28 protein-coding genes are annotated in these 23,888 nt (G+C 58.8%); 13 read left to right on the forward strand and 15 right to left on the reverse strand.

All coding sequences use genetic code 11. The features are described 5' to 3' along the window. The first annotated feature begins 129 nt into the window (after nucleotides 1-129). Complete coding sequence (locus ACQZ6D_RS03450; RefSeq protein WP_013636298.1) at nucleotides 130-354, forward strand: hypothetical protein; 225 nt, start codon at nucleotides 130-132, stop codon at nucleotides 352-354. Nucleotides 355-376: 22 nt separating this feature from the next. Here ACQZ6D_RS03450 and ACQZ6D_RS03455 read toward each other — a convergent pair whose 3' ends face one another. Next, nucleotides 377-2,110, reverse strand: coding sequence for an ABC transporter ATP-binding protein (locus tag ACQZ6D_RS03455; protein ID WP_019566142.1), 1,734 nt, complete (start codon nucleotides 2,108-2,110; stop codon nucleotides 377-379). Nucleotides 2,111-2,339: 229 nt separating this feature from the next. Here ACQZ6D_RS03455 and ACQZ6D_RS03460 point away from each other — a divergent pair, with 229 nt between their 5' ends. After that, nucleotides 2,340-3,578 (forward strand): AI-2E family transporter, encoded by a 1,239-nt coding sequence (locus tag ACQZ6D_RS03460; RefSeq protein WP_003515654.1) that lies wholly within the window; start codon nucleotides 2,340-2,342, stop codon nucleotides 3,576-3,578. A 154-nt stretch (nucleotides 3,579-3,732) separates the two neighbouring features. Here ACQZ6D_RS03460 and ACQZ6D_RS03465 read toward each other — a convergent pair whose 3' ends face one another. Further along, a complete protein-coding gene (locus tag ACQZ6D_RS03465; protein ID WP_025593662.1) occupies nucleotides 3,733-4,188 on the reverse strand; it encodes a GNAT family N-acetyltransferase in 456 nt (151 codons plus the stop codon). A 107-nt stretch (nucleotides 4,189-4,295) separates the two neighbouring features. Here ACQZ6D_RS03465 and ACQZ6D_RS03470 point away from each other — a divergent pair, with 107 nt between their 5' ends. Further along, nucleotides 4,296-4,730 carry a hypothetical protein gene (locus tag ACQZ6D_RS03470; RefSeq protein WP_003515657.1) on the forward strand — a complete coding sequence of 145 codons (435 nt, stop codon included), beginning with the start codon at nucleotides 4,296-4,298 and terminating at the stop codon, nucleotides 4,728-4,730. A 3-nt stretch (nucleotides 4,731-4,733) separates the two neighbouring features. Here ACQZ6D_RS03470 and ACQZ6D_RS03475 read toward each other — a convergent pair whose 3' ends face one another. The 3 genes from ACQZ6D_RS03475 to ACQZ6D_RS03485 form a co-directional block, all read right to left on the reverse strand. After that, nucleotides 4,734-5,888, reverse strand: a complete 1,155-nt coding sequence (locus tag ACQZ6D_RS03475) for a DUF2336 domain-containing protein (protein WP_065702444.1) — start codon at nucleotides 5,886-5,888, stop codon at nucleotides 4,734-4,736. A 109-nt stretch (nucleotides 5,889-5,997) separates the two neighbouring features. Beyond that, nucleotides 5,998-6,609, reverse strand: a complete 612-nt coding sequence (locus ACQZ6D_RS03480; protein WP_065660862.1) for a flavin reductase family protein — start codon at nucleotides 6,607-6,609, stop codon at nucleotides 5,998-6,000. Then, nucleotides 6,609-7,190, reverse strand: a complete 582-nt coding sequence (locus ACQZ6D_RS03485; protein WP_025593669.1) for a nitroreductase family protein — start codon at nucleotides 7,188-7,190, stop codon at nucleotides 6,609-6,611. The genes ACQZ6D_RS03480 and ACQZ6D_RS03485 overlap by 1 nt, the downstream gene beginning before the upstream one ends. A 110-nt stretch (nucleotides 7,191-7,300) precedes the next feature. Here ACQZ6D_RS03485 and ACQZ6D_RS03490 point away from each other — a divergent pair, with 110 nt between their 5' ends. Continuing rightward, a complete protein-coding gene (locus tag ACQZ6D_RS03490) occupies nucleotides 7,301-8,281 on the forward strand; it encodes a hypothetical protein (RefSeq protein ID WP_003515664.1) in 981 nt (326 codons plus the stop codon). A gap of 57 nt (nucleotides 8,282-8,338) precedes the next feature. On the opposite strand, the gene thrS is transcribed toward ACQZ6D_RS03490, so the two are convergent. The 4 genes from thrS to ACQZ6D_RS03510 form a co-directional block, all read right to left on the reverse strand. After that, the gene (gene thrS / locus ACQZ6D_RS03495; RefSeq protein ID WP_065702443.1) at nucleotides 8,339-10,342 is read right to left on the reverse strand and encodes a threonine--tRNA ligase; all 2,004 of its coding nucleotides are present in this window, start codon (nucleotides 10,340-10,342) and stop codon (nucleotides 8,339-8,341) included. Between the two features lie 131 nt (nucleotides 10,343-10,473). After that, a complete protein-coding gene (locus ACQZ6D_RS03500; protein ID WP_065702442.1) occupies nucleotides 10,474-10,995 on the reverse strand; it encodes a DUF1697 domain-containing protein in 522 nt (173 codons plus the stop codon). Then, nucleotides 10,992-11,351, reverse strand: a complete 360-nt coding sequence (gene yidD, locus ACQZ6D_RS03505; RefSeq protein ID WP_065702441.1) for a membrane protein insertion efficiency factor YidD — start codon at nucleotides 11,349-11,351, stop codon at nucleotides 10,992-10,994. Before yidD ends, ACQZ6D_RS03500 begins: the two co-directional genes overlap by 4 nt. A gap of 3 nt (nucleotides 11,352-11,354) precedes the next feature. Beyond that, nucleotides 11,355-11,801 (reverse strand): iron-sulfur cluster assembly scaffold protein, encoded by a 447-nt coding sequence (locus ACQZ6D_RS03510; protein ID WP_025593674.1) that lies wholly within the window; start codon nucleotides 11,799-11,801, stop codon nucleotides 11,355-11,357. Between the two features lie 283 nt (nucleotides 11,802-12,084). Here ACQZ6D_RS03510 and folE point away from each other — a divergent pair, with 283 nt between their 5' ends. From folE to ACQZ6D_RS03525, 3 genes are all read left to right on the forward strand, one after another. Beyond that, the gene (gene folE / locus ACQZ6D_RS03515; RefSeq protein WP_003515674.1) at nucleotides 12,085-12,711 is read left to right on the forward strand and encodes a GTP cyclohydrolase I FolE; all 627 of its coding nucleotides are present in this window, start codon (nucleotides 12,085-12,087) and stop codon (nucleotides 12,709-12,711) included. 27 nt (nucleotides 12,712-12,738) lie between these two features. After that, the gene (gene hisI / locus ACQZ6D_RS03520; RefSeq protein ID WP_013636306.1) at nucleotides 12,739-13,191 is read left to right on the forward strand and encodes a phosphoribosyl-AMP cyclohydrolase; all 453 of its coding nucleotides are present in this window, start codon (nucleotides 12,739-12,741) and stop codon (nucleotides 13,189-13,191) included. 98 nt (nucleotides 13,192-13,289) lie between these two features. After that, on the forward strand, nucleotides 13,290-14,216 hold the full coding sequence (locus tag ACQZ6D_RS03525) for a patatin-like phospholipase family protein (RefSeq protein ID WP_013636307.1): 927 nt from the start codon (nucleotides 13,290-13,292) through the stop codon (nucleotides 14,214-14,216). Nucleotides 14,217-14,352: 136 nt separating this feature from the next. Here the strand turns inward: ACQZ6D_RS03525 and ACQZ6D_RS03530 are convergent, their stop codons facing one another. After that, entirely contained in the window at nucleotides 14,353-14,787 is a 435-nt protein-coding gene (locus ACQZ6D_RS03530) for a CBS domain-containing protein (protein ID WP_003515681.1), read from the reverse strand. Between the two features lie 154 nt (nucleotides 14,788-14,941). Continuing rightward, nucleotides 14,942-15,715 (reverse strand): rhomboid family intramembrane serine protease, encoded by a 774-nt coding sequence (locus ACQZ6D_RS03535; protein WP_013636308.1) that lies wholly within the window; start codon nucleotides 15,713-15,715, stop codon nucleotides 14,942-14,944. 359 nt (nucleotides 15,716-16,074) lie between these two features. Here ACQZ6D_RS03535 and ACQZ6D_RS03540 point away from each other — a divergent pair, with 359 nt between their 5' ends. The 3 genes from ACQZ6D_RS03540 (at nucleotide 16,075) to ACQZ6D_RS03550 (ending at nucleotide 18,797) form a co-directional block, all read left to right on the forward strand. Further along, on the forward strand, nucleotides 16,075-16,632 hold the full coding sequence (locus ACQZ6D_RS03540; RefSeq protein WP_013636309.1) for a PAS domain-containing protein: 558 nt from the start codon (nucleotides 16,075-16,077) through the stop codon (nucleotides 16,630-16,632). Nucleotides 16,633-16,815: 183 nt separating this feature from the next. After that, on the forward strand, nucleotides 16,816-17,433 hold the full coding sequence (locus ACQZ6D_RS03545; RefSeq protein ID WP_003515693.1) for a PilZ domain-containing protein: 618 nt from the start codon (nucleotides 16,816-16,818) through the stop codon (nucleotides 17,431-17,433). Nucleotides 17,434-18,188: 755 nt separating this feature from the next. Continuing rightward, entirely contained in the window at nucleotides 18,189-18,797 is a 609-nt protein-coding gene (locus ACQZ6D_RS03550) for a transglutaminase-like cysteine peptidase (RefSeq protein ID WP_019566128.1), read from the forward strand. 94 nt (nucleotides 18,798-18,891) lie between these two features. Here ACQZ6D_RS03550 and ACQZ6D_RS03555 read toward each other — a convergent pair whose 3' ends face one another. Together ACQZ6D_RS03555 and ACQZ6D_RS03560 are read right to left on the reverse strand one after the other, a co-directional pair. After that, a complete protein-coding gene (locus ACQZ6D_RS03555) occupies nucleotides 18,892-19,329 on the reverse strand; it encodes a DUF1489 family protein (protein WP_013636312.1) in 438 nt (145 codons plus the stop codon). A gap of 65 nt (nucleotides 19,330-19,394) precedes the next feature. Then, complete coding sequence (locus ACQZ6D_RS03560; RefSeq protein ID WP_448729614.1) at nucleotides 19,395-20,798, reverse strand: L-serine ammonia-lyase; 1,404 nt, start codon at nucleotides 20,796-20,798, stop codon at nucleotides 19,395-19,397. Between ACQZ6D_RS03560 and ACQZ6D_RS03565 the strand changes: the two genes are divergently transcribed. Together ACQZ6D_RS03565 and ACQZ6D_RS03570 are read left to right on the forward strand one after the other, a co-directional pair. Then, nucleotides 20,797-21,063: a hypothetical protein gene (locus tag ACQZ6D_RS03565; protein WP_162696596.1), complete on the forward strand. Its 267-nt coding sequence runs from the start codon at nucleotides 20,797-20,799 to the stop codon at nucleotides 21,061-21,063. The two genes, ACQZ6D_RS03560 and ACQZ6D_RS03565, sit on opposite strands and share 2 nt — an antisense overlap. 390 nt (nucleotides 21,064-21,453) lie before the next feature. After that, nucleotides 21,454-21,804 (forward strand): hypothetical protein, encoded by a 351-nt coding sequence (locus ACQZ6D_RS03570; RefSeq protein WP_003515702.1) that lies wholly within the window; start codon nucleotides 21,454-21,456, stop codon nucleotides 21,802-21,804. Nucleotide 21,805: 1 nt separating this feature from the next. On the opposite strand, the gene ACQZ6D_RS03575 is transcribed toward ACQZ6D_RS03570, so the two are convergent. Further along, nucleotides 21,806-22,573: a phosphodiester glycosidase family protein gene (locus ACQZ6D_RS03575; RefSeq protein ID WP_065702439.1), complete on the reverse strand. Its 768-nt coding sequence runs from the start codon at nucleotides 22,571-22,573 to the stop codon at nucleotides 21,806-21,808. A 134-nt stretch (nucleotides 22,574-22,707) separates the two neighbouring features. Then, entirely contained in the window at nucleotides 22,708-22,869 is a 162-nt protein-coding gene (locus ACQZ6D_RS03580; RefSeq protein ID WP_003515706.1) for an entericidin domain-containing protein, read from the reverse strand. Nucleotides 22,870-23,061: 192 nt separating this feature from the next. Between ACQZ6D_RS03580 and ACQZ6D_RS03585 the strand changes: the two genes are divergently transcribed. Beyond that, nucleotides 23,062-23,838 carry a formyl transferase gene (locus ACQZ6D_RS03585; protein ID WP_448729760.1) on the forward strand — a complete coding sequence of 259 codons (777 nt, stop codon included), beginning with the start codon at nucleotides 23,062-23,064 and terminating at the stop codon, nucleotides 23,836-23,838. The last annotated feature ends 50 nt before the right edge of the window (nucleotides 23,839-23,888 follow it).

A 23,888-nucleotide genomic window follows, 5' to 3' on the forward strand; every position in this document is an offset into this window, starting at 1 on the left:
ACGGCAACCCACGGCCAATCCTACCGCGAAACCTCACGGCGTTGTCATCGCTCTGCCCCGCCATTGCGGAACAGCCGCGTGCATGCCCGCGTTTGTCTGTCACGAAGCAACGATAGTCCGGGGAAGTTCATGCGAGACGGCAATAAATTCAGCGTGGCGAACCAGCCTTACCGGTGGCCGAAATATATCATGGCGCAGCGAAGGCCGCGCGACTGGCTGATGACCATCAGCGGCGTGGTGCTGCTGGTCATCGTCGCCGCCGCTGTCGCCATGGGTTATCTCGTCACCAGCCATCCCGGCAAGCCCGAGCCGAATACCGGCATCATCGAGGAAAACGCAGCGGAGAACGCCTGATATGCGGCGCAAGATGCGCCGCTTAACTCAGACCCTGAAGATGCCCGCTGAACTGCGCCTCATGCAGGCGGCTGTAATGGCCCTTGGCGGCCAGAAGCTCGGCATGCGCGCCGGTTTCGGCAATACCCGTCTGGTCTACTACCACGATGCGTGACGCATCGCGGATCGTTGCCAGCCGGTGAGCGATGACGAGCGTTGTGCGGCCCTTGGCAAGCTCCGTCAGCGATTGCTGGATGGCCCGCTCGGTTTCGGTATCCAGCGCCGAGGTCGCCTCGTCGAGAATGAGGATAGGCGGGTTCTTGAGGAACATGCGGGCGATGGCAAGACGCTGTTTCTGTCCACCGGAAAGTTTCACGCCACGCTCACCGATGACGGTGTCGAGTCCCATCGGCATCGCTTCGATGACGCCATCGAGCCGGGCACGCCGAGCCGCATCCATGATCTCGACATCGGAAGCGCCGAGCCGGCCATATTCGATATTCTCGCGGATCGTGCCGCCAAACAGGAACACATCCTGCTGCACGATTCCGATCTGGTTGCGCAGCGAGGCAAGCTTCATCTTGCGGATATCGATGCCGTCAATGGTGATCGAACCGCTGGTGACATCATAAAAGCGCGGCAGCAGCGAGCAAAGCGTCGTTTTGCCCGCCCCCGAAGGCCCGACGAAAGCCACCGTCTCGCCCGCATTGATCTTCAGGTCGATATTGTCGAGAACCTGCTTGCCCTCGGCATAACCGAAACCGACATGGCGATATTCAATGGCGCCGGAAAGCGCCGGTGCCTCGATCGCATCCGGTGCGTCGGTGATATCCGGCGCCGTGTCCAGAAGCTCGGTAAAGCGGCGAAAACCGGCAATGCCCTTCGGATAGGTCTCGATGACCGAGTTGATCTTTTCCACCGGGCGGAAAAACACGCCGACCAGAAGCAGGAAGCCAACGAAGCCCCCTTCCGTCAGGCCGCCATGCAGCACGAACCAGGCGCCGCAGATCATCACGATCATCTGCGTCAGCCGCATGCTCATGTAGCTGAGCGAAGTGCTGGCAGCCATGATCTTGTAGGCATCCAGCTTCGTGCGGCGGTATTTCTGGTTGTCCTTCTCAAACAGCGCGCGTTCGTGGTCCTCATTGGCAAAGGCCTGCACCACCCGCATGCCACCGACATTTTCCTCGATACGGGCGTTGAAATCGCCTACCCGACCGTAGAGCGCGCGAAAGTTCTGCGTCATACGGCCACCGTAACGGCTCGTCACCCAGGCGGTGACAGGCACGACGGCAGCGGTGACAAGCGCCAGCGGCACATTGACCGACAGCATCAGCAGGAAAGCGCCGATGAAGGTCATGATGGCGATGAACAGATCCTCGGGGCCGTGATGGGCCACCTCACCGATCTCTTCCAGATCCTTCGTCAGCCGGCCAACCAGATGACCGGTCTTCTGGTTGTCGAAATAGCGGAAGGAGAGCTTCTGCAGGTGGTCGAAAGCAAGCCGCCGCATGTCGGTCTCGATATTGATGCCGAGCATATGTCCCCAGTAGGTGACGGTCGCCATCAGACCCGTATTCAGGACATAGATGACGAGCAGCCCGACCGATGCGGCGAGGATGATGCCCCATTCGCCACCCGGCAACAGCACGTCCACAAAGGCCTTCACCGCCATCGGAAAGCCGAGTTCGAGCACGCCCGACAGAACCGCGCAGGAAAAATCGAGAATGAACAGACCGCGATAGGGACGGTAATAGGCGAAGAAACGGCGCAGCATGGCGTGACCTGAAGAGCGGGCGCGGCAAGCGGAGGCCGCAATAAAAACGGAGTTCAATTGTCATATTTCAATGCGCGCGCCAAGACCGATGTTCTATTTTTACCAAAATCGTTCAATAGGCTGAGCGATAAACACACAACGGTAATGTGATACGGCTATATTGCACTTATATGTATTGGTGTGACAGAGTGAATGCACCCTTCGGGGAGAATGCGAGAAAGAGCCTGCCGTGAGTAATATTGACAGCCGTAAGCCCAGTGGCGAACCGAGATGGCTTGGTCCTGCAAGCCCGACGCGGATCGCTCTGATCCCGCCAATATCGGCTGCGCGCTGGCTGCTGGTTCTCGTCGCCCTTGCGGGCATCTACTTCTTCCACGGCTTTCTCGTTCCGGTTCTGGCGGCCCTTGTCATCGGCTTCGCCAGCTGGCCGGTCTATACGCGGCTTCTGCGGCAGGTGGGCGGCAACACCACGCTCGGCGCCTCCATCGCCATCATCCTCATCCTCACCTTCCTCGTGGTGCCTATCTTCATCGCCGCTTCCTATACGGCCAGCGAAATCCGCGAATGGTTCGGCTGGGCGGTGCATGTCAACAAGGTGGGCGCACCCGTGCCAGACTGGATCGCGGCGCTCCCCGGCGTAGGCTCCTGGCTCGGCGAGCAGTGGGTGAAATATATCGGCACACCGGGTGCGATCGGCGAAGTGATCCAGCTCGTCAGCGGTGCCAATATCGGCAATATCTACCGGGCGATCCTCGCCGCGGGCAACGGCGCGTTCCACCTGGTGCTGACCCTGCTGTTCATGTTGATCGCGCTGTTCTTTGTCTATCGCAACGGTGCCGGCTTCTCCCATCAGGTCGATCTTGTGGGAGAACGCATACTGCCGACGCGGTGGGAGCGCATTTCCCGCGTCGTGCCAGCCACCATCAGCTCCACCGTCACCGGCATGACATTGATCGCCATCGGCGAAGGCATAATCCTCGGCATCGCCTACTGGATTGCCGGCGTCCCCTCGCCCGTCACACTCGGCGTGCTCACCGGTGTCATGGCGCTCATCCCGGGCGGCGCGCCGCTCTCTTTCACTCTCGTATCGATCTATCTGGTCGCCAGCGGCTCTCCCGCTTATGGCCTGGGGCTATTCATCTGGGGTTCGGTAGAGCTTTTCATCGTCGACAAGACCATCCGTCCGAAACTCGTTGGCGGCCCGATCAAGCTGCCTTTCCTGCCGACCTTTTTCGGCCTCGTCGGCGGCGTCAAGACCATGGGCTTCCTCGGCCTCTTCATCGGCCCGGTGCTGATGGCGCTGCTGGTGGCAATCTGGCGGGAATGGGTGCGAGAGGTGGAAATCTCCACTGGCGCCACCGTCGACGTTCCGCCGACCCCTACAGCTGAAAATGACCCGCTCGACGACATCGTTGCGCGTGAAGAGGATAGCAACGAAGCGACGGCGTTCCGAAAAGCAGCGTCTTAAACCTCGTCTTCGTCATGCTCGGGCCTGTCCCTGGCATCTGCAACCCAACGATGTTACCAGACGTCGGCAGATCCCCGGCACGAGGCCGAGGATGACATCGCCAAGGGCGGCATCGAGTGTTCTGCAAAGCGCGCCGATAGCGCCCGCCTCGCCTTTAAAGCGTCTTCTCCATGAACAGGCTGAGCGGGTCCGGCTTATAGGGCGCAAACGCCTCAATCTCGACAAACCCCGCCTTGCGGTAAAGACCAATCGCCTCCGGCTGGCTGATGCCGGTTTCAAGCCGGATGGCGGTAAGCCCGAGCTCGGCGCCGCGCGCAATGAGCGTATCCATGATCAGCTTGCCGATCCGCAATCCCCTCGCCTCCGGATCGACAAACATGCGCTTGACCTCCGCCGTACCGTCACCCGCCTCCACCAGCGCGCCGCAGCCAACGACACGGCCATCATGCCGCGCCACGAAAAAGGAGACATTGTCCTTTTCCAGCTGGCCGATATCGACCAGATGATTGCTTTCGGCGGGATAAAGCGACGCCATATAGACGTTAGACAGATCGATAAGGCGCAGAACCGCTTCCTGCCGGGGTGTTTCAAGCTTGATTTCGGGGGCCAATGCGATGCCTGCTTTCTCTCAAAAAAATGCGTATTTCGTCGTAATGTCACTGCAATCGGGATAGATGAGTTTCTAGAGCATAATTCCCGACAGAGGCAACACACACCATGAAAACAGCCCTCGTTCTCATGACCTTCCTAGGCTGTGACGACACCGCCACCGATTGCCATTACCTCGCCACCTCGCAGCAGCGCTGGACGAGCATCGAACTATGCGACGCCGTGTCGGAGAAAGAGCTGGAACGTTTCGCAAATGCGTCCTACCCGGTCGTGGTGGCCGTGTGCCAGACACCGGGCGAGCAGACGCCCCAGACTGCGGGCAACGCGCCCGCAACGCAGCCTCCCGCCGCAACGGCCCCGGCCGGAACAGAGGAGCCACCGGCACAGGTCACGCAAAAGGAGGAAGAAAGCCTGACAAAACAGGCGATCAGCCGCGTCAGCCGCATCCTGCCTTCCACTGAAGGCGTGAAGCACCTGCTCGGAACGCCGGTCAGAATGGTGGAAAACAGCTATTCGTGGATTGCCAAGCGGTTCGAGAAGTAAGCCTCAGGCCGCCTCGACCGTCAGCGCTTCCGCATAGTGCCGCGCTTTCTGCCGTTCCTCGGCAATGGTCAGTTTACGCACGGCGTGCAAGAGCTCGAAAAGCGTTTCGGAACCATCGACGTTGCGGAAATGCGCAAGCAGTTCTGCCGATACAGAGGCTGCGGCCTGCGACAGATGCGATCGGGCGGCACGGCGCCACATCAGCGTCGCCTCAATGAAGACATCAACCACATCGCCCAAAAGACCGACGGACTGGAACAGCGCCTTCAGCGCGTGCGGCCGTCCGGTCGCCAGAATGGCGCGCACCTTGCTGTCATCGAGACCTGAGAGATTGACCATCGCCGCCGTGAAAAACTCCAGCCTGCCCGAACAGACGGCATGGATGAGAAGCGCCGGTGTCAGTTCCAGCCTTTGCCGCAGATGCTCCACCAGCGCCGGCAACTCCGGCGACGAAACATTGGCGGCGATGAGGATGGTGGCGGAATCTTCCGCTTCGCGGAAAATACTGTCGGCGCGGTTGCGCGCGATCAGGGCATGAACCAGCGCCGAACCTGCCAGGGCCTCGCTGACGCGCGCCATCAGAAGATGGCGGGTATCGGCGGGCAGCACCTCTCGGCACAGCAGCAGGTCGCGAATGTCGGCGTTGCAGCCATGCCGCTCGGCAATGCGGCGCAGCGAAAACGGTGTGATGAAGGCGTCGTCGTTCTCTAGAAGGATCATCGTTTCCGGCAGATCACCGACTTCGGCAAGTGCTGCGCAGACACCGCGCGGCAGGCCCCGCCTTGCCGCAATGAAGGCGCGTGTCAGGCTCTCGCCGCGCCCGGCAAGATCGACCAGATCGGCCTCGCCAAGAACCGGCGAGCGGGCAATCACGGTGCAGGCAATCTCCGGCTGGTCTTCGGCAAGCGAAACGAGAATGGCGCGCGGCGCATCGGGATCATCCGCCAGCGCCTCGGCAAGTGCCAGCCGCACGCGCGGAGAAGGGTCGTCGAGAAGATAGGTCATCGCCATATAGGCGGCGTCACGGTTCTCCCGCGCCATGTCTGAATGCAGATAGGCACGGCCAAGCGCATTGGCGGCCTTCGCCCGCTCGGTCGATCCAGCCTTTTCAGACCAGCGAAGAAATGCCTGTACGATCACCTGAGCCTCGAAACACATTCGCAACAATGGACGACGGCATCATTGCCGCCGCCATGTATAAAACTCTAGGCGCAAATAGTTTACGTTTGGTTCACCATAAAATTTAACAGTTGCCGGCGAAGAAGTTCTACGGCGCAGTAGACGGACGCTTCAACTGAAACACGTCGCTGCCGCCGTCGCAGTAGTCCATGTAACCCATACGGGCCACCGGACGTGCCAGTCCCATATCGATGCGACCATCACGAATGATCGTATCGTCGATGTGAATAGCCATGACCTGCCCTATCACCATCCACGAGTCCGCCGGCGTGCCGTCGATGTCCTTCAGCTGGATGATCTCGGTCACGCGGCATTCCAGAACGGCCAGCGCCTCCCCCACGAAGGGCGCATCCACCACCCGCCCGTCAACGGCAGTCAGACCGGCAAGCCGGAACTCGTCGACATCATAGTTCACCGGCGCAGAAGACGCGTTCATCCGGTCGACGAGGTGGCGGCTGACGAGGTTGGCGGTGAAGACACCGGTCTCCTCGACATTGCGAAGGCTGTCCTTGCGCCCGCTGGAGGAAAACATCACCAGCTTCGGCCGGTCCGAAATCGCGTTGAAAAACGAATAGGGCGACAGGTTGAAAGAGCCGTCCCGGCCTTTAGAACCAATCCAGCCGATCGGCCGGGGCGCGACGATAGCCTTGAACGGATCATGCGGCAGGCCGTGCTGGTTGGTGTCGGTGGTATAGAACATCAGACGTCCCCAACCCAGGTTACCACATCCGCAAGCTCCGGCCGCGGCCGCTCCACAAGCGGGAATGTCGTTGAGCCGATGTGAATATATCCGGCGACCTTCTCGTCTGCGGCAATCCCCAGTTCCGACAGGAAGGCCGGGTCGAAGGCAAGCCATTCCGTCAGCCAGTTCGCCGCATAACCATTGGCGTTGGCGGCGAAGATGAGATTGAGGCACACCGCACCGGCGGACATGATCTGTTCCCATTCCGGAATCTTGAAATGCGGCTTGGCGGTGCTGATGACGGCGATGACGACGGGAGCGCGCGTGAAGCGGGTGCGCTCCGCGTCCTGCTGCTGCAGGTCCAGTTCCGGGTTCTTCTCAAGCGCGATCCGGAGCGCTTCTTCCCCCAGACGCACGCGGTCTTCGCCGCGATAAACGATGAAGCGCCACGGCGCCAGTTTGCCATGGTCAGGCACGCGCACGGCAAGGCGCAGGATTTCCTCGATTTCCGCTTTCGATGGACCCGGCTCAGCAAGTTGCAGGGCGGGGGTGGAGCGGCGAACCTTGAGATAGTCGAGGAGCTTGATGTCACTTGTCATGATCAAAATTCTTCCATTGTGCTGTCATCGCGAAATTATGGGCCTTGAAATAGCCACGGCATTGGTTTTGAAGTGATGCGGGAAAATCAAGAAGTCAATCGGTATCGAAAATGTCGGCAATCAAAATCGCGGCACGTCTGGCCATTGCGTTCGCCGCGATCGGCGTTTTATCACAGGCAGCCTTTTCGCAAGACGCTTTCAAGGACTTCAAGCAGCTTGGCGGCACGCCTAAAATGCCGAAACTCAATGCTTTCACCGCTCCTACTGCCCCGAATGCCCCCGCAAGCACCGCCCGTGATATCGACATGGAAGCGAAACTGACGAGTGAAGGCGAAGCGGTGAAGGAAGGCCTTTCCTGGCGCGTCTTCAGCCCCATTCCGGGCGCTGACGGCAAATTGCCGATGCTGGCAAGCTCCGAGGGTGGTTCGGCGCAGTTCCATCTGGTACCCGGCGAATATTTCGTCAACGTTGCCTTCGGGCGCGCAGGTGTTACCAAGAAACTCAATGTTCCGAGCTCCGGTAATGTCCAGAAACAGGTGCTGATTCTCGATGCTGGCGGTTTCGTTCTGAATGCGATCGCGGGTTCCGACAAACAGATCTCCGCTAACCAGCTCAAATTTTCCGTCTATTCCTCCGACGCCCGACCGGATGGCGAGCGCGGCCTTGTCATGGCCGACATCAAGCCCAACACCGTCGTTCGCCTCAATGCCGGCACCTATCATGTCGTTTCCGAATACGGCAACGTCAATGCGGTGGTGCGCGCCGATATTCAGGTGGAGGCAGGCAAGCTGACCGAAGCGACCCTGCAGCATCAGGCGGCACAGATCACGCTCAAGCTCGTCTCCGAACAGGGCGGCGAAGCAATTGCCGATACGGCCTGGTCAGTGTTGAACGGCGGCGGCGACGTTGTGAACGAAAGCGTCAGCGCGTTTTCGACCATGGTTCTGGCGGAAGGCGAATATACCGCCATGGCCCGAAACAAGGACAAGGTCTACCAGCGCAACTTCAAGGTCACGTCCGGCCGGGACGCCGATGTGGAAGTGCTGATGAAGGATCAGGCGCCGGAAGACATGACCGGCGATTTCGAATAGGCCTCACTACCCTCAGCCAGTAACGAAAACGGCCCCCGAAGGGGCCGTTGTCTTTTGTCACGCAACCTGCTTCTTCGCCGCAAGCTTGCGCTTTACATCCGGCGGCGTCGCCTCTTCCACGAGGCTTGTAATCGCGTCTTCGAGCGACATCGGCGTCTGGTTCTGGGAACCGAGACGGCGGATGTTGACAGTGCGCTCTTCCGCTTCCTTGCGTCCGCAGACGATGATGACCGGCACCTTGGTCACCGAGTGCTCGCGGACCTTGTAGTTGATCTTCTCGTTGCGGAAGTCGGTTTCGACAGCCATGCCCGCCTCGCGCAGTGCTTCGGCAACCTCGCGGCCATAATCGTCCGCATCCGAAGTGATCGTCGCGACCACGACCTGAAGCGGCGCGAACCACAATGGCATGTGACCGGCAAAGTTCTCGATCAGGATACCAAGGAAGCGCTCCATCGAGCCGCAGATGGCGCGATGGATCATCACCGGCTGCGTCTTTTCGGAGTTCTGGTCGATATAGAAGGCGCCGAAACGTTCCGGCAGGTTGAAGTCCACCTGCGTCGTGCCGCACTGCCATTCACGACCGATGGCATCCTTCAGCGTATATTCGAACTTTGGCCCGTAGAAAGCGCCCTCGCCCGGCAGAATGCCGGTCTTGATGCGGCCGCCGGACTGTTCCTCGATGGTCTTCAGAACCTCCATCATGACGCTTTCGGCACGGTCCCAGAGATCGTCGGAACCGACACGCTTTTCCGGGCGGGTCGAAAGCTTGACGACGATCTCGCTGAAACCGAAATCCTCATAGACCGAGAGGATCAGGTCGTTGATGCGCAGGCATTCCGCAGCCATCTGCTCTTCCGTGCAGAAGACATGCGCATCGTCCTGCGTGAAGCCGCGAACGCGCATCAGGCCATGCAGTGCACCTGAAGCCTCGTAGCGATGGACATTGCCAAATTCAGCAAGGCGAACGGGCATTTCGCGGTAAGACTTCAAGCCATGCTTGAAGATCTGCACGTGGCCGGGGCAGTTCATCGGCTTCAAGGCAAAGACGCGCTGGTCCGCATCCTCGTCATCGGGATGGGTAAAGGCATGGGCGGATTTCACCGCGAACATGTTTTCCTGATACCAACCCCAGTGACCGGAGGTTTCCCACAACGACTTGTCCAGCACCTGCGGCGCGTTGACTTCCTGATAGGTATTGGCAAGCCGACGGCGCATATAGGCCGTCAGCGTCTGGAACATGCGCCAGCCCTTGCCGTGCCAGAAGACCACGCCCGGACCTTCTTCCTGGAAATGGAACAGGTCCATTTCCCGGCCAAGACGGCGGTGGTCGCGCTTTTCGGCTTCGGCCAGAACGTGCAGGTAATTGTCCAGCTCTTCCTGCGTCGCCCAGGCGGTGCCGTAGATGCGCGACAGCATCGCATTGTTGCTGTCACCACGCCAATAGGCGCCGGCTACCTTCATCAGCTTAAAGGCCGTACCGACCTGACCCGTGGACGCCATATGCGGGCCGCGGCAAAGATCGAACCAGTCGCCCTGATAATAGATCTTCAGATCCTGACCTTCGGGAATGGCATCGACCAGCTCAACCTTGTAGTTTTCGCCCTTTGCGGCAAACACTTCCTTGGCCTTCTCGCGCGACCAGACTTCGCGGGTAAACGGCTTGTTGCGCTGAATGATCTCCTTCATCCGCTTTTCGATCTTCGGCAGATCTTCCGGCGTAAAAGGTTCGTTCTTGGCAAAGTCGTAATAGAAGCCATTCTCGATGACAGGGCCGATCGTCACCTGCGTGCCGGGCCACAACTCCTGCACGGCCTCGGCCATGATGTGGGCGGCATCGTGGCGGATGAGTTCCAGCGCGCGGCTGTCCTCACGCGTGACGATTTCTATCTTGCCATCGGTGATTGGCTCGGACAAATCGCGCACGGTGCCATCAAGCGCAATGGCGACAGCCTTCTTCGCAAGCGATTTGGAGATGGATTCGGCGACCTCGCGGCCGGTCGTGCCGGCGGGATAGCTGCGTACGGAACCATCGGGAAATGTAAGGGAAACGGTTTGTGACATCGTCGAATGCTCCTGATCCAGTCCCGCCAACGAATGCGGGTGGTGTTGGAATAAAAAGAACGCCCTCTTTCGCAGATGGGCAGGCAGGCTGATAAAGAATTTTGCCGTTCCAGTCAAAGGTGAACGGCGGCTCAGCGAAGCATTTCGGCAATTCCATTGACGGTATTGGCGTTGCGGGTCGTGCCGATGCCGAGCTTCTTCGTGGTCAACGCAGAGAGAAGCCGGCTTTCGCTTGGCTTGCCGCAAAAGTCGATCCACAGGTCACCGCCGACAATGGCGATCTTTTCCTTCTGGCGGTACTTCTCCAAGAGTCCAAGATAATCCCCGGCAAGCGGCTTGCGCATCACCCTTACGCAGACATCCGGTGGATTGCCATCCGGAAACGGGTTTGTGGCAGTCAGGGCCAGCCAATCAGACGCTGAGCGAACGAGAATATCGACGTGTTTGCCGAACCGTTTTTCAAAGGCACGCTCCAACGCCTCCTCGATTTCGCAGACAGGCGCCTCCGGTGCACGGAAGACCAGATTTCCGGTCGCAACCAGCGTCCTGCATTCCTCAAAGCCCAGCTCCTGCGCCATTTCACGCAGATCGGCCATGATGAGCCGCTTGCCCGCCCCGAGCACGATGCTGTGCAGAAGAGCGACATAGGTCATCGATGCAGCATCCAATACCGCCAGGGCGTCCACCAGTGCTTGTCAGCGGCCAGCGTTTCCGGCACGGGGTCCAGCCCGCTGGTGCCGCCCGGACCGCAACGCGCGACGCGAAATAGCGTCATCCACCCGCCCGGCCAAAGGCCGTGGCGGGCGATCGCCTCATACCCATATTCGGAACAGGTAGGAATGTGGCGGCAGGAATTGCCGACGAAACCCGACAAAGTCAGCTGATAGAGCCGGATGAAGCCAACGCCGAAAAGACGGCCTGGGGTCTTCGCAAACACTCCCCCCCAGTTGCGGGATCGCCCGACCTTATCCCCCGTCTTCTGATGTCCGCAGTCCGGTTCACCGCACATCGCCTAACCCGCAGCGTTCAGAACCGGCCGGGCTTCGATCTGGTCGAGAGCATCGACGACCGCTTCGAAGGTCAGCATGGTCGAGGCGTGGCGTGCCTTGAAATCCCGGACGGGTGAAAGCACCCGCATATCCTCGAAACGGCCTGTCGGCCCCTCGCCGCCCTGTTTCAGCATGGCAAGCATGTCTTCCCGCGCCTGCCGGATCTCACCGCTGGAAGCGCCGACGACATGATGCGCCATGATCGAGGCGGATGCCTGGCCGAGCGCGCACGCGCGAACCTCATGTGAAAAAGCCGTGACAATGCCGCCTTCCACCTTCAGATAGACCTTGAGTTTGGAGCCGCACAGCCGCGAGTGTTTTTCAGCGCTGGCATCGGCATCATCAAGCACGCCGGTCAGCGGAATATTTCCGGCAAATTCCAGAATTCGGTTGTTGTAGATATCGTCCATCATCAGGTATCCGGCGTTCAAGAATGCCCAAAAACGGGACAGGATATTTTTTTCAAACACAGCGTTTGTCGCAGTGGAGCTTTCCTGCCCTTCATTCCCATTATATGCTAACGAGCTTTCTGGACATCAAGCCGATATGAAATTAACGGCTCCGATACCGAAATATCAGCATCGGCCTTGCCAAAATGCTGTAAAACAACCAGATAGCAGCAACGGTGGACGAAGTCCCCGCTACGAAAAACAAAGTTCAGGTGCGGCCTTGACCCGCATCGGGAGAGACGGAATGGATGCGATCGTGAAGAATTTCCCCGGCGCTGGCGCAAAACCCGATGTGGCAGAGGCTCGCCCAAGCCAGACGGAAGCGGAAGAAGCAGTGCGCGTTCTTCTGCGCTGGGCAGGAGAAAATCCCGCCCGCGAAGGACTCCTGGACACGCCGAAGCGGGTTGCCAAGGCCTATCGCGAACTCTTCGCCGGTTACGAGCTGAACGTCCAGGACGTTCTCGGCACGACCTTCGAGGAAGTTGGCGGTTATGACGATGTGGTGCTGGTGCGCGACATCCCCTTCTTCTCCCATTGCGAACACCACATGGTTCCGATCGTCGGCAAGGCGCATGTCGCCTATCTTCCGGCTGGGCGCGTGCTCGGCCTGTCGAAGATCGCCCGCGTCGTTGAAATCTTTGGCCGCCGCCTGCAGACGCAGGAAAACATGACCGCGCAGATCGCAAGATCCATCGAGGAAACCCTGAAGCCGCGCGGCGTGGCCGTCATGATCGACGCCGAACATATGTGCATGTCCATGCGCGGCGTAAACAAGCAGGGGTCCACGACCCTCACCACCAGCTTCACCGGCACCTTCAAGAACGACCCGGCGGAGCAGGTGCGCTTCATGACCATGGTGCGGAACCGCTGACGGTTCCGCTTTTTCCCCGGGGTAGCAATGTCCATTTCGTTTCCGTCTGCGCCTGCGGACAAGGAAGTGCTTGAAAATTCAGGTCTCTTCTCACCGAAATTCGATGCCCACGGCCTTGTCACCGCCGTGGTCACCGATGCGCGTGATGGTGAATTGCTGATGGTCGCCCATATGAATGCGCAAGCCCTGTCGCTGACGCTGGAAACGGGCATCGCCCACTATTACAGCCGCTCGCGCGACAAGATCTGGAAAAAGGGTGAAACCTCCGGCAACCTGCAGACGGTGAAGGAATTCCGCACCGATTGCGATCAGGACGCCGTATGGCTGAAGGTCTCCGTCGCCGGTCATGACGCAACCTGCCATACCGGCCGCCGCTCCTGCTTCTACCGCACGGTCGAGTTGGCCGATGGCAATGCCGTCACCAGAATCACCGACGATACCCGCCATTTCGACCCGGCGACTACCTATTCAGGCACGTGAACGGCCACCTTCCATCCGCCGCACCAATTTGCTACCAATAATTCAGGATTCGGGGAGGAACAGACCGGGTCCTGGGAGCAGGCAGGGAGTGTACGGTCATGTTGGGCTGGGGAAGCAATCGTCATAGTGCTCTTGCGGCTGGCAGCACCGAAACAATCGTCAACGAGATCGTTGATACGCGCCGGATTGCGCTTGCGCTCGGCGGTGGCGCTGCGCGCGGCTGGGCACATATCGGCGTCCTGAGGGCACTAGACGAAGCCGGTGTAAAAATCGGCATGATTGCCGGAACCTCGATAGGCGCGCTGGTCGGCGGTTGTTATCTCGCCGGAAAGCTCGACGAGCTGGAGGAATTTGCCCGTTCGCTGACGATGCGGCGCATTGCCGGCCTGCTCGATCTAACGATTGGCGGCGGCGGTCTCTTCGGCGGCATGCGGCTGACCAAGCGCATGCAGGAGCATCTCGAAGGCTTGCGCGTCGAAAACCTCGAGCACCCTTTCATCGCCGTCGCCACGGAATTGCGCACCGGACACGAGGTCTGGATTCACCAGGGCGACCTCGTCACCGCACTGCGCTCATCCTATGCGTTGCCGGGCATTTTCGAGCCCGTGCAATGCAACGGCCGCACCCTGATCGACGGCGCTCTCGTCAACCCCGTGCCGGTTTCGGTCTGCAGGGCCTATGAGCAGGCGCTCGTCGTCGCCGTCAATCTCAATTACGATCTGTTCGGCCGCTCTGCCGTGGTCAAACATTCCTCTTCGCCCCCGAATGGCGCAGCACCTTCCCTGGAAGGTCCGCCGCGCCCCGGCCTGCCGGGTGTCATGGTGCAGGCCTTCAATATCATTCAGGACCGGATTTCGCGCTCGCGTCTGGCGGGCGACCCGCCCGACCTTATGCTGCATCCCCGTATCAACGATATCGGCCTGTCAGAATTCCATCGCGCCAGCGAAGCCATCGACAGGGGATACGAGGAAACACGCGCCCGCGTTCCCGAGCTGGAGCGCATGCAGCAGGCGTTCCGACGCTAACGTACACTACAAATATTCGTGCTGAGCATTCCAGCTTGCGGTAGCCGCAGCCTCCTAGTCCGTCATTCCTGCGCGTGTCACAGGAATGACGGAGTCGTTTCGAAATGACTATTGCGGACGCGCCGGAAACGAAACCTCATCCGGCGATATAGGCCTTGATATGTTCGGCTTCCGCCTCGATCTCGCCGATCCGCGCCTTTACCACGTCACCGATGGAGATGATGCCGGCCAGACGACCGTCGTCCTCAACCGGAATATGGCGGAACCGCCCTCCGGTCATGATTTCCATCAATTCGTCGGTGGTGGAATTGTGATGACAGCGGATGACGTTCTTCGTCATGGCCACCGAAACGGATTGCAGAAGGGAGGCAGCGCCCTCGCCTGCCACGACCTTCACCAGATCGCGTTCCGTGAAAATACCGAGAACAACGCCGTCGGCATCGGTCACGACGAGTGCGCCGATCTTGTGCGCATTCAGCGTTGCTGCCGCCTCGCCGATGCTTACGCTCGGTCCCACAGTCACGACATTCCGGCCCTTGCGGTCGAGAAGATCTTTTACGAATGTTGCCATGCCTTCCTCCTCCTGTCAGCAATCTGCAACGCGGCGAAGTCTCTCCGCGGTTGCAAATCATGGAACATGGTGCGCTGAGGCCTATGCGAATGCAATCCCGGATGGGACCTGCACAAGCAAATTTGCGCCACGGCCGACAAGGAGCGTGATCGCCCTAGAGCGGGTGTTCCACACTTCCACTGGAAAGGTTCCCGCGGATCGGGCGATCAAACAGGCCGAAGAACAGGAAGCCGAGCAGAAAGCCGAAGACATGGGCATCCCAGGCGACTTCGCCGCCGACATCGCCAAACAGCGGCACGCCGACCGCGATCAGGACATTGCCGAAAAGCCACATCAGCGTGAAGATCAGCACGGTCCTGTTCGAAAGCGCCGCGACAATGCTCTGCCTCGGCATCAGATGGCCGAAAGAGGCGCTGTAGCCGCCGCGCGACGGGAAAGCGAAACGGCATGCGGCTCCCATCAGGGCCGAAACGACACCAGATGCTCCGATCAGAACCGTCACATCGCCCCAGTTCAGCGCCGCGTGGCCAAAAGCTGAAACGGCGGCGGATATGCACCATAACAGCACGAAGCGAAGCGTTCCGATCCGGCGCAGAACCGGCGCGCCAAAGGCCATCAACCACAATCCGTTAAAAAGAATATGCTCGATGCCGCCGTGCAAAAAAGAATATGTCACTGGCGTCCAGAGCCATTCCAGCCCCTGCTGGGATAATGGCACCGCGTAACGCAGCGGAATGAAGCCGAAGGTGAAGATGAACCAGCCGTTGCCATCCTCCGAAAGAAGATAGGCCGGAACCACGAAGGCCAAGAGCAGCGCCGCCAATATGCCGACCAGAAGCGGCGGCAGGTTGAAGACGGGATTATGTGCGTCCTCTTTCAGTTCCTGACTTTCCGAAACCGGCGGCTGTTCGCCGTCGCCGTTGGACATGATTCCATCCCTGTTTTTGTGGAAATTTGCGTCCCCCGAGCAATATAGGAAGCCCAGGCGAAAAAAAAGCCGTCCTGCCTTTCGAGCCACGACGCAAAAACCGCAATCGGTTCAAGCGCCTGTACCCAGGGGCAGTCCGGCCTGCGCGCCCGCCGTAAAGTTACGGGCGAAAGCATCAATTGTGCTGACTGGGAGCATGTCCCCGACATGGCCGCAGCGATGCCACGACCTTGGTCGCCGCGCAATCTCAACCATTTGTTAACCTTAACAAAATCGGTTGGCATGAAATTCGCTACACCACAAGTATCAGACGTTCGGATGGACATGATGTCCCAAAAACGAACATGGAGAACGATGCTATGAAGAGCATGGCCGGACTGGAGATATATGCCTATTGGGACACGCTGCGCGGCAATAAACCTGCGCCCCGCCGAGAAGACTTCGATCCCGCAAAGCTGAAACATCATCTCGGCGACCTCTTTATCCTGACGGACAAGGGAGAAAGAACGCCATTCTTCCGCCTTGCAGGCACGCACCTGTGCGACCTGTTCGGCCGGGAATTGCGCGACAGCCCGTTCTCGGATCTGTGGCCAGCGGCAAGTGCCACCTTCCCCTGCCGTGTCGCACGCGGCATCCTGCAACATCAATTGCCCGTGGTGTTCGATATCGAAGCGGAGGACGACCATGGCGCGGCGCCGCTTGCTTTCGAAATGCTGCTCTTGCCACTAAGTTCGGATAATGACACAGCCCCGAGATTGCTCGGAGCGCTGCTGCCGGAACGGCCCCGTCACGAATTCGCAGCACCGATCAGTTGCCTCGTCATGAAAAGCAGCCGCCTGCTACGCATGGATATCGCGCCGACAACGTATTCTACGAATGCGCGAACCGCTGTCATGCCGCATGCGGTAACCCGCTGACTGCCGCATCCCACCCCGCATGGTGAGGGTGGATCGCGTATGATCGCGCCGGAATTTCGTACGAAATACGTCAAAGCTGTAACGATTTTGACGATTGCAAAAATTGTAAGGGTTAAACAATACAGTCTGTTAACCCGGGCGGCGTAGAGATTTGTCATCATCACTGGTTACAATTGCGCTGCCATGTTCTCATCACGTTCGGTCAACACTGCCCAAACCCTGCGTCCGGTTGAAGAGGTTCACTTCGACGATCCCGTCCGTGTGTCCTTCACCGGCCGCCTCATGTTGCCCGATCACCAGGAATATGATTGCACCGCAACCGAGATGACCGCCGAAAGAGCGCTGTTCGCCTGCTCGGGCATTGCGCGCAACGGTGATCGCGTCATCTCCTATCTGCAGCATATCGGTCGCATCGAAGGAACGGTTACGGCGCTTACCGCGTCAGGCTTCGTCATTGCCATCAATGCGCCCGAACGCAAGCGGGAAAAGCTGGCCGCCCAGCTCGCATGGATCGCCAAGCGCCAGCTGCTCGGCCTGCCGGAAGACCGCCGCCACGACCGCCTGACACCACGCAATACCCGGGCACATCTGATGCTGGAAGACGGCGTGCTTCTCGCCTGCCGGCTGATCGACCTTTCCTTGTCGGGCGCAGCCATCGAGATCGAAAACCGGCCTCCACTCGGCACCAGGGTCCAGCTTGGCAAGAACATGAGCGGCAAGATCGTACGCCACTTCATGGAAGGCGTTGCGGTCGAATTCGACCGGGTCCAGTCGCCCGACGCCCTGATCGAATTTCTCTAGGTCATTTCCCGTAATACCATGGAGCGGTATGTCCGTGCGGCAAGTGCGGCATTCGCCAGATCTTGTCACGGCTATCGCTTTCAGGCGCTCCGGCCGTGAGCCGAAATACAGCCAGCACAGGTCTCTGCGCCTAAAGAGCTTTTCCCGCCACGCAGGCGCACATCGATCCGATTCCGGCTCAAGGCCGGAATGATGGGAGCAGACTGCTTTCGTCTACAAAAATGCCGCTCGTGCATTTGCGCTGACAGTTTAAAATACTGCTTTCCCGCATTGTGGATTCCGTTGAAGCTGACTTCCGTGCTATCCGGTCAGAGTGCCCGGCGCACTCCATTTCGCGTTAGTTCTTGCGCAAAACCGCACTGGAAAATCCCGCTCCAGGCATTTTTTCCAAGAAAAAAACAGTTTTCTTGAAGTTTTTTTCGCTGCCTTTTTGCCCTGTCCCGACTTGAAACACCAATCCCAAAACGGGAAATGCGCGTCTTCGATACGCTCCGCGGCCTGACTACCCAGCATCGCAAAAATATCTCTGTGGCGAAAATCGCTTTCAATACAGCGGCCTAAATGGCTACCAAAAACTTAAGGTCGAGATGCGTAAAATTGTAATAAAATTTGCTTCAAAAACGCGTAAAAACTAACTCGAATACAGTTCAAAACAAGCGCTAATTTGCTGAAATATAAGCTCAAATTGACACGCGCATCTTTCCGCGGGGTCAAAATATACATGCGAGTGTCTCCTCAACACGGGGAGACAAGCAATGAACAAAAACAACCGTTTCGGTTTCTTTCTGATCGCATTCATCGTCAGCGCCATCGCCCATCAGGCCAGCGCTTCGCCATCCGCCGCCATGCGCGTGATTGGCAAGGCCAACCCGCCGATCGGCCACTACGAGTTCTGCCAGACCTATCAGAGCGAATGCCAGCCGACATCGCTGGACAACGGCCCGATGAAACTGACCGAAGAGCGCTGGAAGACGATGCTGGACGTCAACTATACCGCCAACACCACGATCACGCCGATGACCGACATGGAAATCTACGGCGTCGAAGAGCGCTGGGCCTACCCCACCACGGTCGGCGATTGCGAAGATTTCGTGCTTCTGAAGCGCAAAATGCTGATGAACAAGGGCTTCTCCGCCAACAACCTGCTGATCACGGTTGTTCTGCAGCCGAATGGCGAAGGCCATGCAGTTCTAACCGTTCGCACCGATCGCGGTGATTTCGTCCTCGACAACATGCGCAACAAGGTCATGAACTGGTCGGAGACCGAATATACCTACCTGAAGCGTCAGGACACCGCCAATCCCGGACGCTGGGTGAAAATACAGGATGGCCGCGCCACCACTGCGGTTGGCGGCATCAACTGAAGCCATCCAAACCCACGCAAATACCGTCTCCCCAAATGAAAAAGCCGGCTCCGCAAGGAAGCCGGCTTTTCATTTCAATCACATCCGTTGACGATCAGAGCAGGCCTAGTTCGGCCAGTTCCCGCTTGAGGTCGGAGGGCATCTCCTCGCCGCCGAAATCACCGCCGCCGAGATCGCGTGGGGCCTCGTTGTCCTTGAGGTAGCGCCAGCCCTGAAACGGCCGCTTCGGCGCAGGCGACGTCTCGATCACCTCGGGGCCGAGAATGAGATCGCAGCGGGTAATGCCGTCGTCGCCCTTGAAGGAACGTATGTCGAGAAGTTTCTGCCGTGCCTGCACCTGGCCCTTGATGACCCAATAGAGCGAACCGCCTTCCAGCAATTCGTCAAGCCGTTTCGGGATCATCCGCGTGGTGTGGACGCTGTGCGGCTCAAGGCCAGCGGCGATCGCGGTCAGCGAGCGATGCGCGACCCAGTCTCTCAAATCCTGGAGTGAATCCGCGCCGACGCAAAGTTTTATAAGATGTAGAGGCATATGCTTATCAATGCCTTTTTGCGTCGGGCGTCAAGCATGTGGACCATGCCTGACGCCCTGCCCGCTCAGCATTCCACAACGTTGACGGCAAGACCGCCGGTGGAAGTTTCCTTGTACTTGTCGCTCATGTCGTTGCCGGTCTGGCGCATGGTTTCGATACAGGCATCGAGCGGCACGAAATGCTGGCCGTCACCCTTCAACGCCAGGGAAGCCGCCGTTACCGCCTTCACCGCACCCAGCGCATTGCGCTCGATGCAGGGCACCTGCACCAGACCGGCGATCGGGTCGCAGGTCATGCCGAGGTGATGCTCGAGCGCGATTTCGGCGGCATTCTCCACCTGTTCGGGCGAACCGCCCATGACGGCGGCAAGGCCTGCGGCCGCCATGGCGGCAGCGGACCCAACCTCGCCCTGACAGCCGACCTCGGCACCTGAAATAGATGCATTATGCTTGATGATGCCGCCGATCGCGGCGGCCGTCAGCAGGAAATCGCGAACATCGTCAACGGTCGCATCCTCGTGGAAATGCCGGAAATACCGGACCGTGGCCGGAACGACGCCCGCAGCACCGTTGGTCGGCGCTGTCACCACGCGCCCGCCCGCAGCATTTTCCTCGTTCACGGCCATGGCATAGACGCTCAACCAGTCATTCGCCATGACAGGATTGAGCCGGTTGCTGCGCCATTCCTCATTCAGCTTCTCGTAGATGGAGCGGGCACGGCGGCGGACCTTCAGGCCACCGGGCATGATGCCGTCCACCTTCAGCCCGCGCTCGATGCAGCCGTTCATCGCCTCCCATATCTGGTCGAGGCGCTCGTTCAGCTCGTCGCGGGAGATTACCGTTTCTTCGTTTGCGCGCTTCATCTGGGCGATGGTGCGGCCGGAGCGGCCCGCCATCTCAAGCATTTCCCGCGCCGTGGCGAAAGGATAAGGCACACGCGGACCATTATCGATGGTCTTGCCGCGCTGCTTGATCGCTTCCAGTTCCGTATCGGTCACGACGAAACCGCCGCCGACGGAATAATAGATGCGCTTGAGAAGCAGCCTGCCCTGATTGTCTAAGGCGGAAAAGGTCATGCCGTTGGCATGGCCGGGCAGCGGGTTCTTCTTGTCGAAGACCAGATCCTCGGCTGGGTTGAACTCATAGGAGGGGTGGCCGGGTGGCGACACGGTGCCCGCCTTTTCAACCTTTTCGATGATCGGGTCCATGGCGTCGGGGTCGACGAGATCCGGCCGCTCGCCCGTCAGGCCGAGAATGACCGCACGGCCGGTGCCGTGGCCAATGCCGGTAAAGGCAAGCGAACCGTGCAGGCTGACCTTCAGGCGCGACACGGAAGCGCCCGCCGGACGCGGCCATTCATCACCGAGGATAAGCGCAAGAAAGCGGTTCGCCGCCGTCATCGGCCCCATCGTATGCGAGCTGGAAGGACCGATACCGATCTTGAAGACGTCGAAGACCGAAAGAAACATGAGGCTTACCTTGAATAAGAATGGATTCCACCGCCATCATATCCAAAGCCGCGACGGATCGCCACAAAAGAGCGGCACCGGCTTTTGCAGCTGCGACATGCGGGCCGCAGAAACGAAAACAGCACGGTTTCCAGAGGAAACCGCGCCGTTTCAAAACCCGTCATTCATGAGAAGTGTTTATGGGCTGCCAAAAATGTACGTCAATGCGAGAAATGCGGCAAAGCCTGCAAGCGCGCGCAAGGTGACGGCCCAACAGGATTTCTGAGCGGTTTCTTCCATGATTACTCCAGCTATTCACTCTCCGGGCGATCTTCAAGACCGGGCCCGTTGGGGGAAGCATTTATTAAAATCCGGCGCAGAACGCAAATGCAAAAAGCGGCTAAATGAAGGCGTTTTTGACGGGCTGCCATTCGTCAGTTGCATAGGTGTGTGAAAAAACAAGGCGTTAGATCGGGGCTTTCGGGTTACCCCTTTTTGCCGTTCGCCTCAATTTGAACCAAAGTGTAACCGGTTTATGAAGGTTTCGCACAAACACCTGTTGAAGCCAGCGGCAATCGGCATTCCAGAGTTGAATTTCAGTGTCCGGACTGTTGTGCCTTGAAAGCCTTTCGGCTGTGCCTTATCGACAGAAAACGGCAACGGGATTCGTCATTACATGCAGCAAGCATCATCTTTTCCGGACCGCGAGACGGTCGCATCGAAACTTGCCTCGCTTGCAAGCGAGGACAAGGCGTGGGTGCTGCTTTTGATGGAAAACGTGTTGCAGGATGAAAACCTGCTGGCCGGCCTCAATCTCTATCTCGATCAACAGGCCAATGCCCGCTTCCTCAACAGTCTGAAACTGGAGACATCAGGCGAATGGCTGGGCTGTAACGCCCCTGCCCGCCTGCAGATACGCATCACGGAAGCGGCCAAGGCCAGCCAGCATCCTGCCTATCTGGCCTTCCGCAAGGGACTGACGGCATCGGCAGGCCTCGAAAAAGCCTACCCGAAGGCGCCGATCTGACTTAGTCAGGCACCCTGTCGACGACAGCGATAATCGGCCCCATGGCAAACAGGGAATCGCGCCTTTTCATCGCGGGAATGTCGACACTGGAAATCGTCCCGTCGAGATACAGCGCGTTTGGCGCATCCAGCGCATCCCTGAACAACGTCGCGAAGTCGTAAAAACGCACGGTGTTTTCCGAAATCGCGAAATGCACCATGCCGTCGCGCGACACGCCGACGCCGTTGCGGCGTTTCAGGCTGTCGCTATCGGGCAGAAATCGCGGATGCAGCTTTCCATCGATCACCAGCATCGGGCCGGACTGGGTGGCAAAATCCGGCTTCAAGCCGGCAGAGACATAGGCCTGCGTTTCCAGAACGCCCGCCATTGCACCCTTCAGATAAAACACGCCGTTCGGCAGAAGATGGAAATTGCCCCACCCGCCGCCGGTAATAATCGGCGAACGTTCGACGCCGTTTTCGACAAAGAGGCCAACGGGAGAATAGTCGGAATGATACATGCCGCCATTCATGGCGAAGACGCTGAACATGTGCTGCCGCCACAGGGCGGAGGAGAGATCGGAGAAGGAGCGATATCCCTCACCCGAAACATGATCGCGGTCGTAAATCCGGATCATGCTTTTCGCCGGATCGAAACTGCAGACGATGTAACGTCCGCCCGCATGCTCCATGGTTTTGCAGAAATCCACCTGTCCGCCCGCCTTAGCCGAAAACGGCAAAAGCAATGGCAGCAGCAAGCTAATCAGTCTTTTCGTCACCAGTCTTTTCATCAACGCCCGCTCATGCCCTCTCGCCCCATCTTAGTACGGCGCGATTCTTACACATGAACTGTGACGGTGAAATCAGGTCAAAGAAAAGGCGTCCCCTTCATTCAGGGAGACGCCAGACCTTGGAGGGGAGAGACTTAGCGACGCGCGGCGCGGTCTACGCTACGACCTGCGTCCTGCGTGGCGTCCACTGCATTTGCCGTATCCCGGCCAACGCCGCGAATAGTATTACCGCAGGAACTCAAGGTCACGACGGTCAACAAAGCCACGAAAACTGTCGAAAGAATACGTGTGATCATTTGAAATAACTCCCCTATGACTTGCCGTCCAAAGGCAAGCGCCGATGTGATATGCGTCACAATAACGTGAGCATTGGAAATCGGTTCCACCGGCGTTTGAAAAAATCCCGTCGGTGAAAATTAACATGGTTTTGAACTTCGCTAGGGAAACTCGAGCGCAGGGATCATGATCGGGAAAATCGTGTGGATGACATGACTGAGATAAACAATCGGCTACTGGTGATGACGGCGGGCGGGCTGAACCCCAATGTCATGATCAATGCGCTGGCCGCCCGGTTTCCGGATATCCATGTCATCGTGGAGCAGGCGGAAAGCAAATCGGCCATTCTGAAAAGACGGGCGCGGCGGCTCGGCTGGATGACAGCCGCAGGCCAGATGGCGACGATGATCGCCTCCCGGCTCGGCAAACGCTTCACTGTTCGGCGCACCACTGAGATCATTGCCGAACATGGCCTCTCTGCCGATCTCGGCCAGGCAGTTCCTGTTACACACGTTGCCTCCCTGAACGACGAAGAGTGCCACAAGGCCATCAACAACTTGCAACCGGCGGCGATCTTCACCATTTCCTGCCGCCTTCTGACACCGGCAACGCTTGAAGCCCTGCGCTGCCCGGTCATCAATTTCCACGCCGGCATCAATCCCGCCTATCGCGGCCAGATGGGCGGTTATTGGGCGCTGGTGGAAAAGGACCGGGGTAATTTCGGCGCAACCGTGCATCTGGTCGACAAGGGCGTGGATACCGGCGCAACCCTTTACGAAAAGCGGCTGAAGCCCTCGCCTTCCGATACCATTGCCACCTACCCCCTGCTTCTGACCGCCGCCTCGGTCGATATTGCGGTCAGCGCTATCGAGGACGCCCTTTCCGGCAGCCTTGCGCCGCAACCGCCCTTGCCTGGCAAATCGGTGCTGCGGTTTCCGCCGACGATCTGGACATGGCTGTGGAACGGCCTCACCAAACGTGTCTGGTGAGAACAACCAGCCATTGCCGCCAACCAAACGCATGAAATCAAGCTTCGTCG

This window comes from Agrobacterium sp. 22-3639C2, assembly GCF_053522105.1.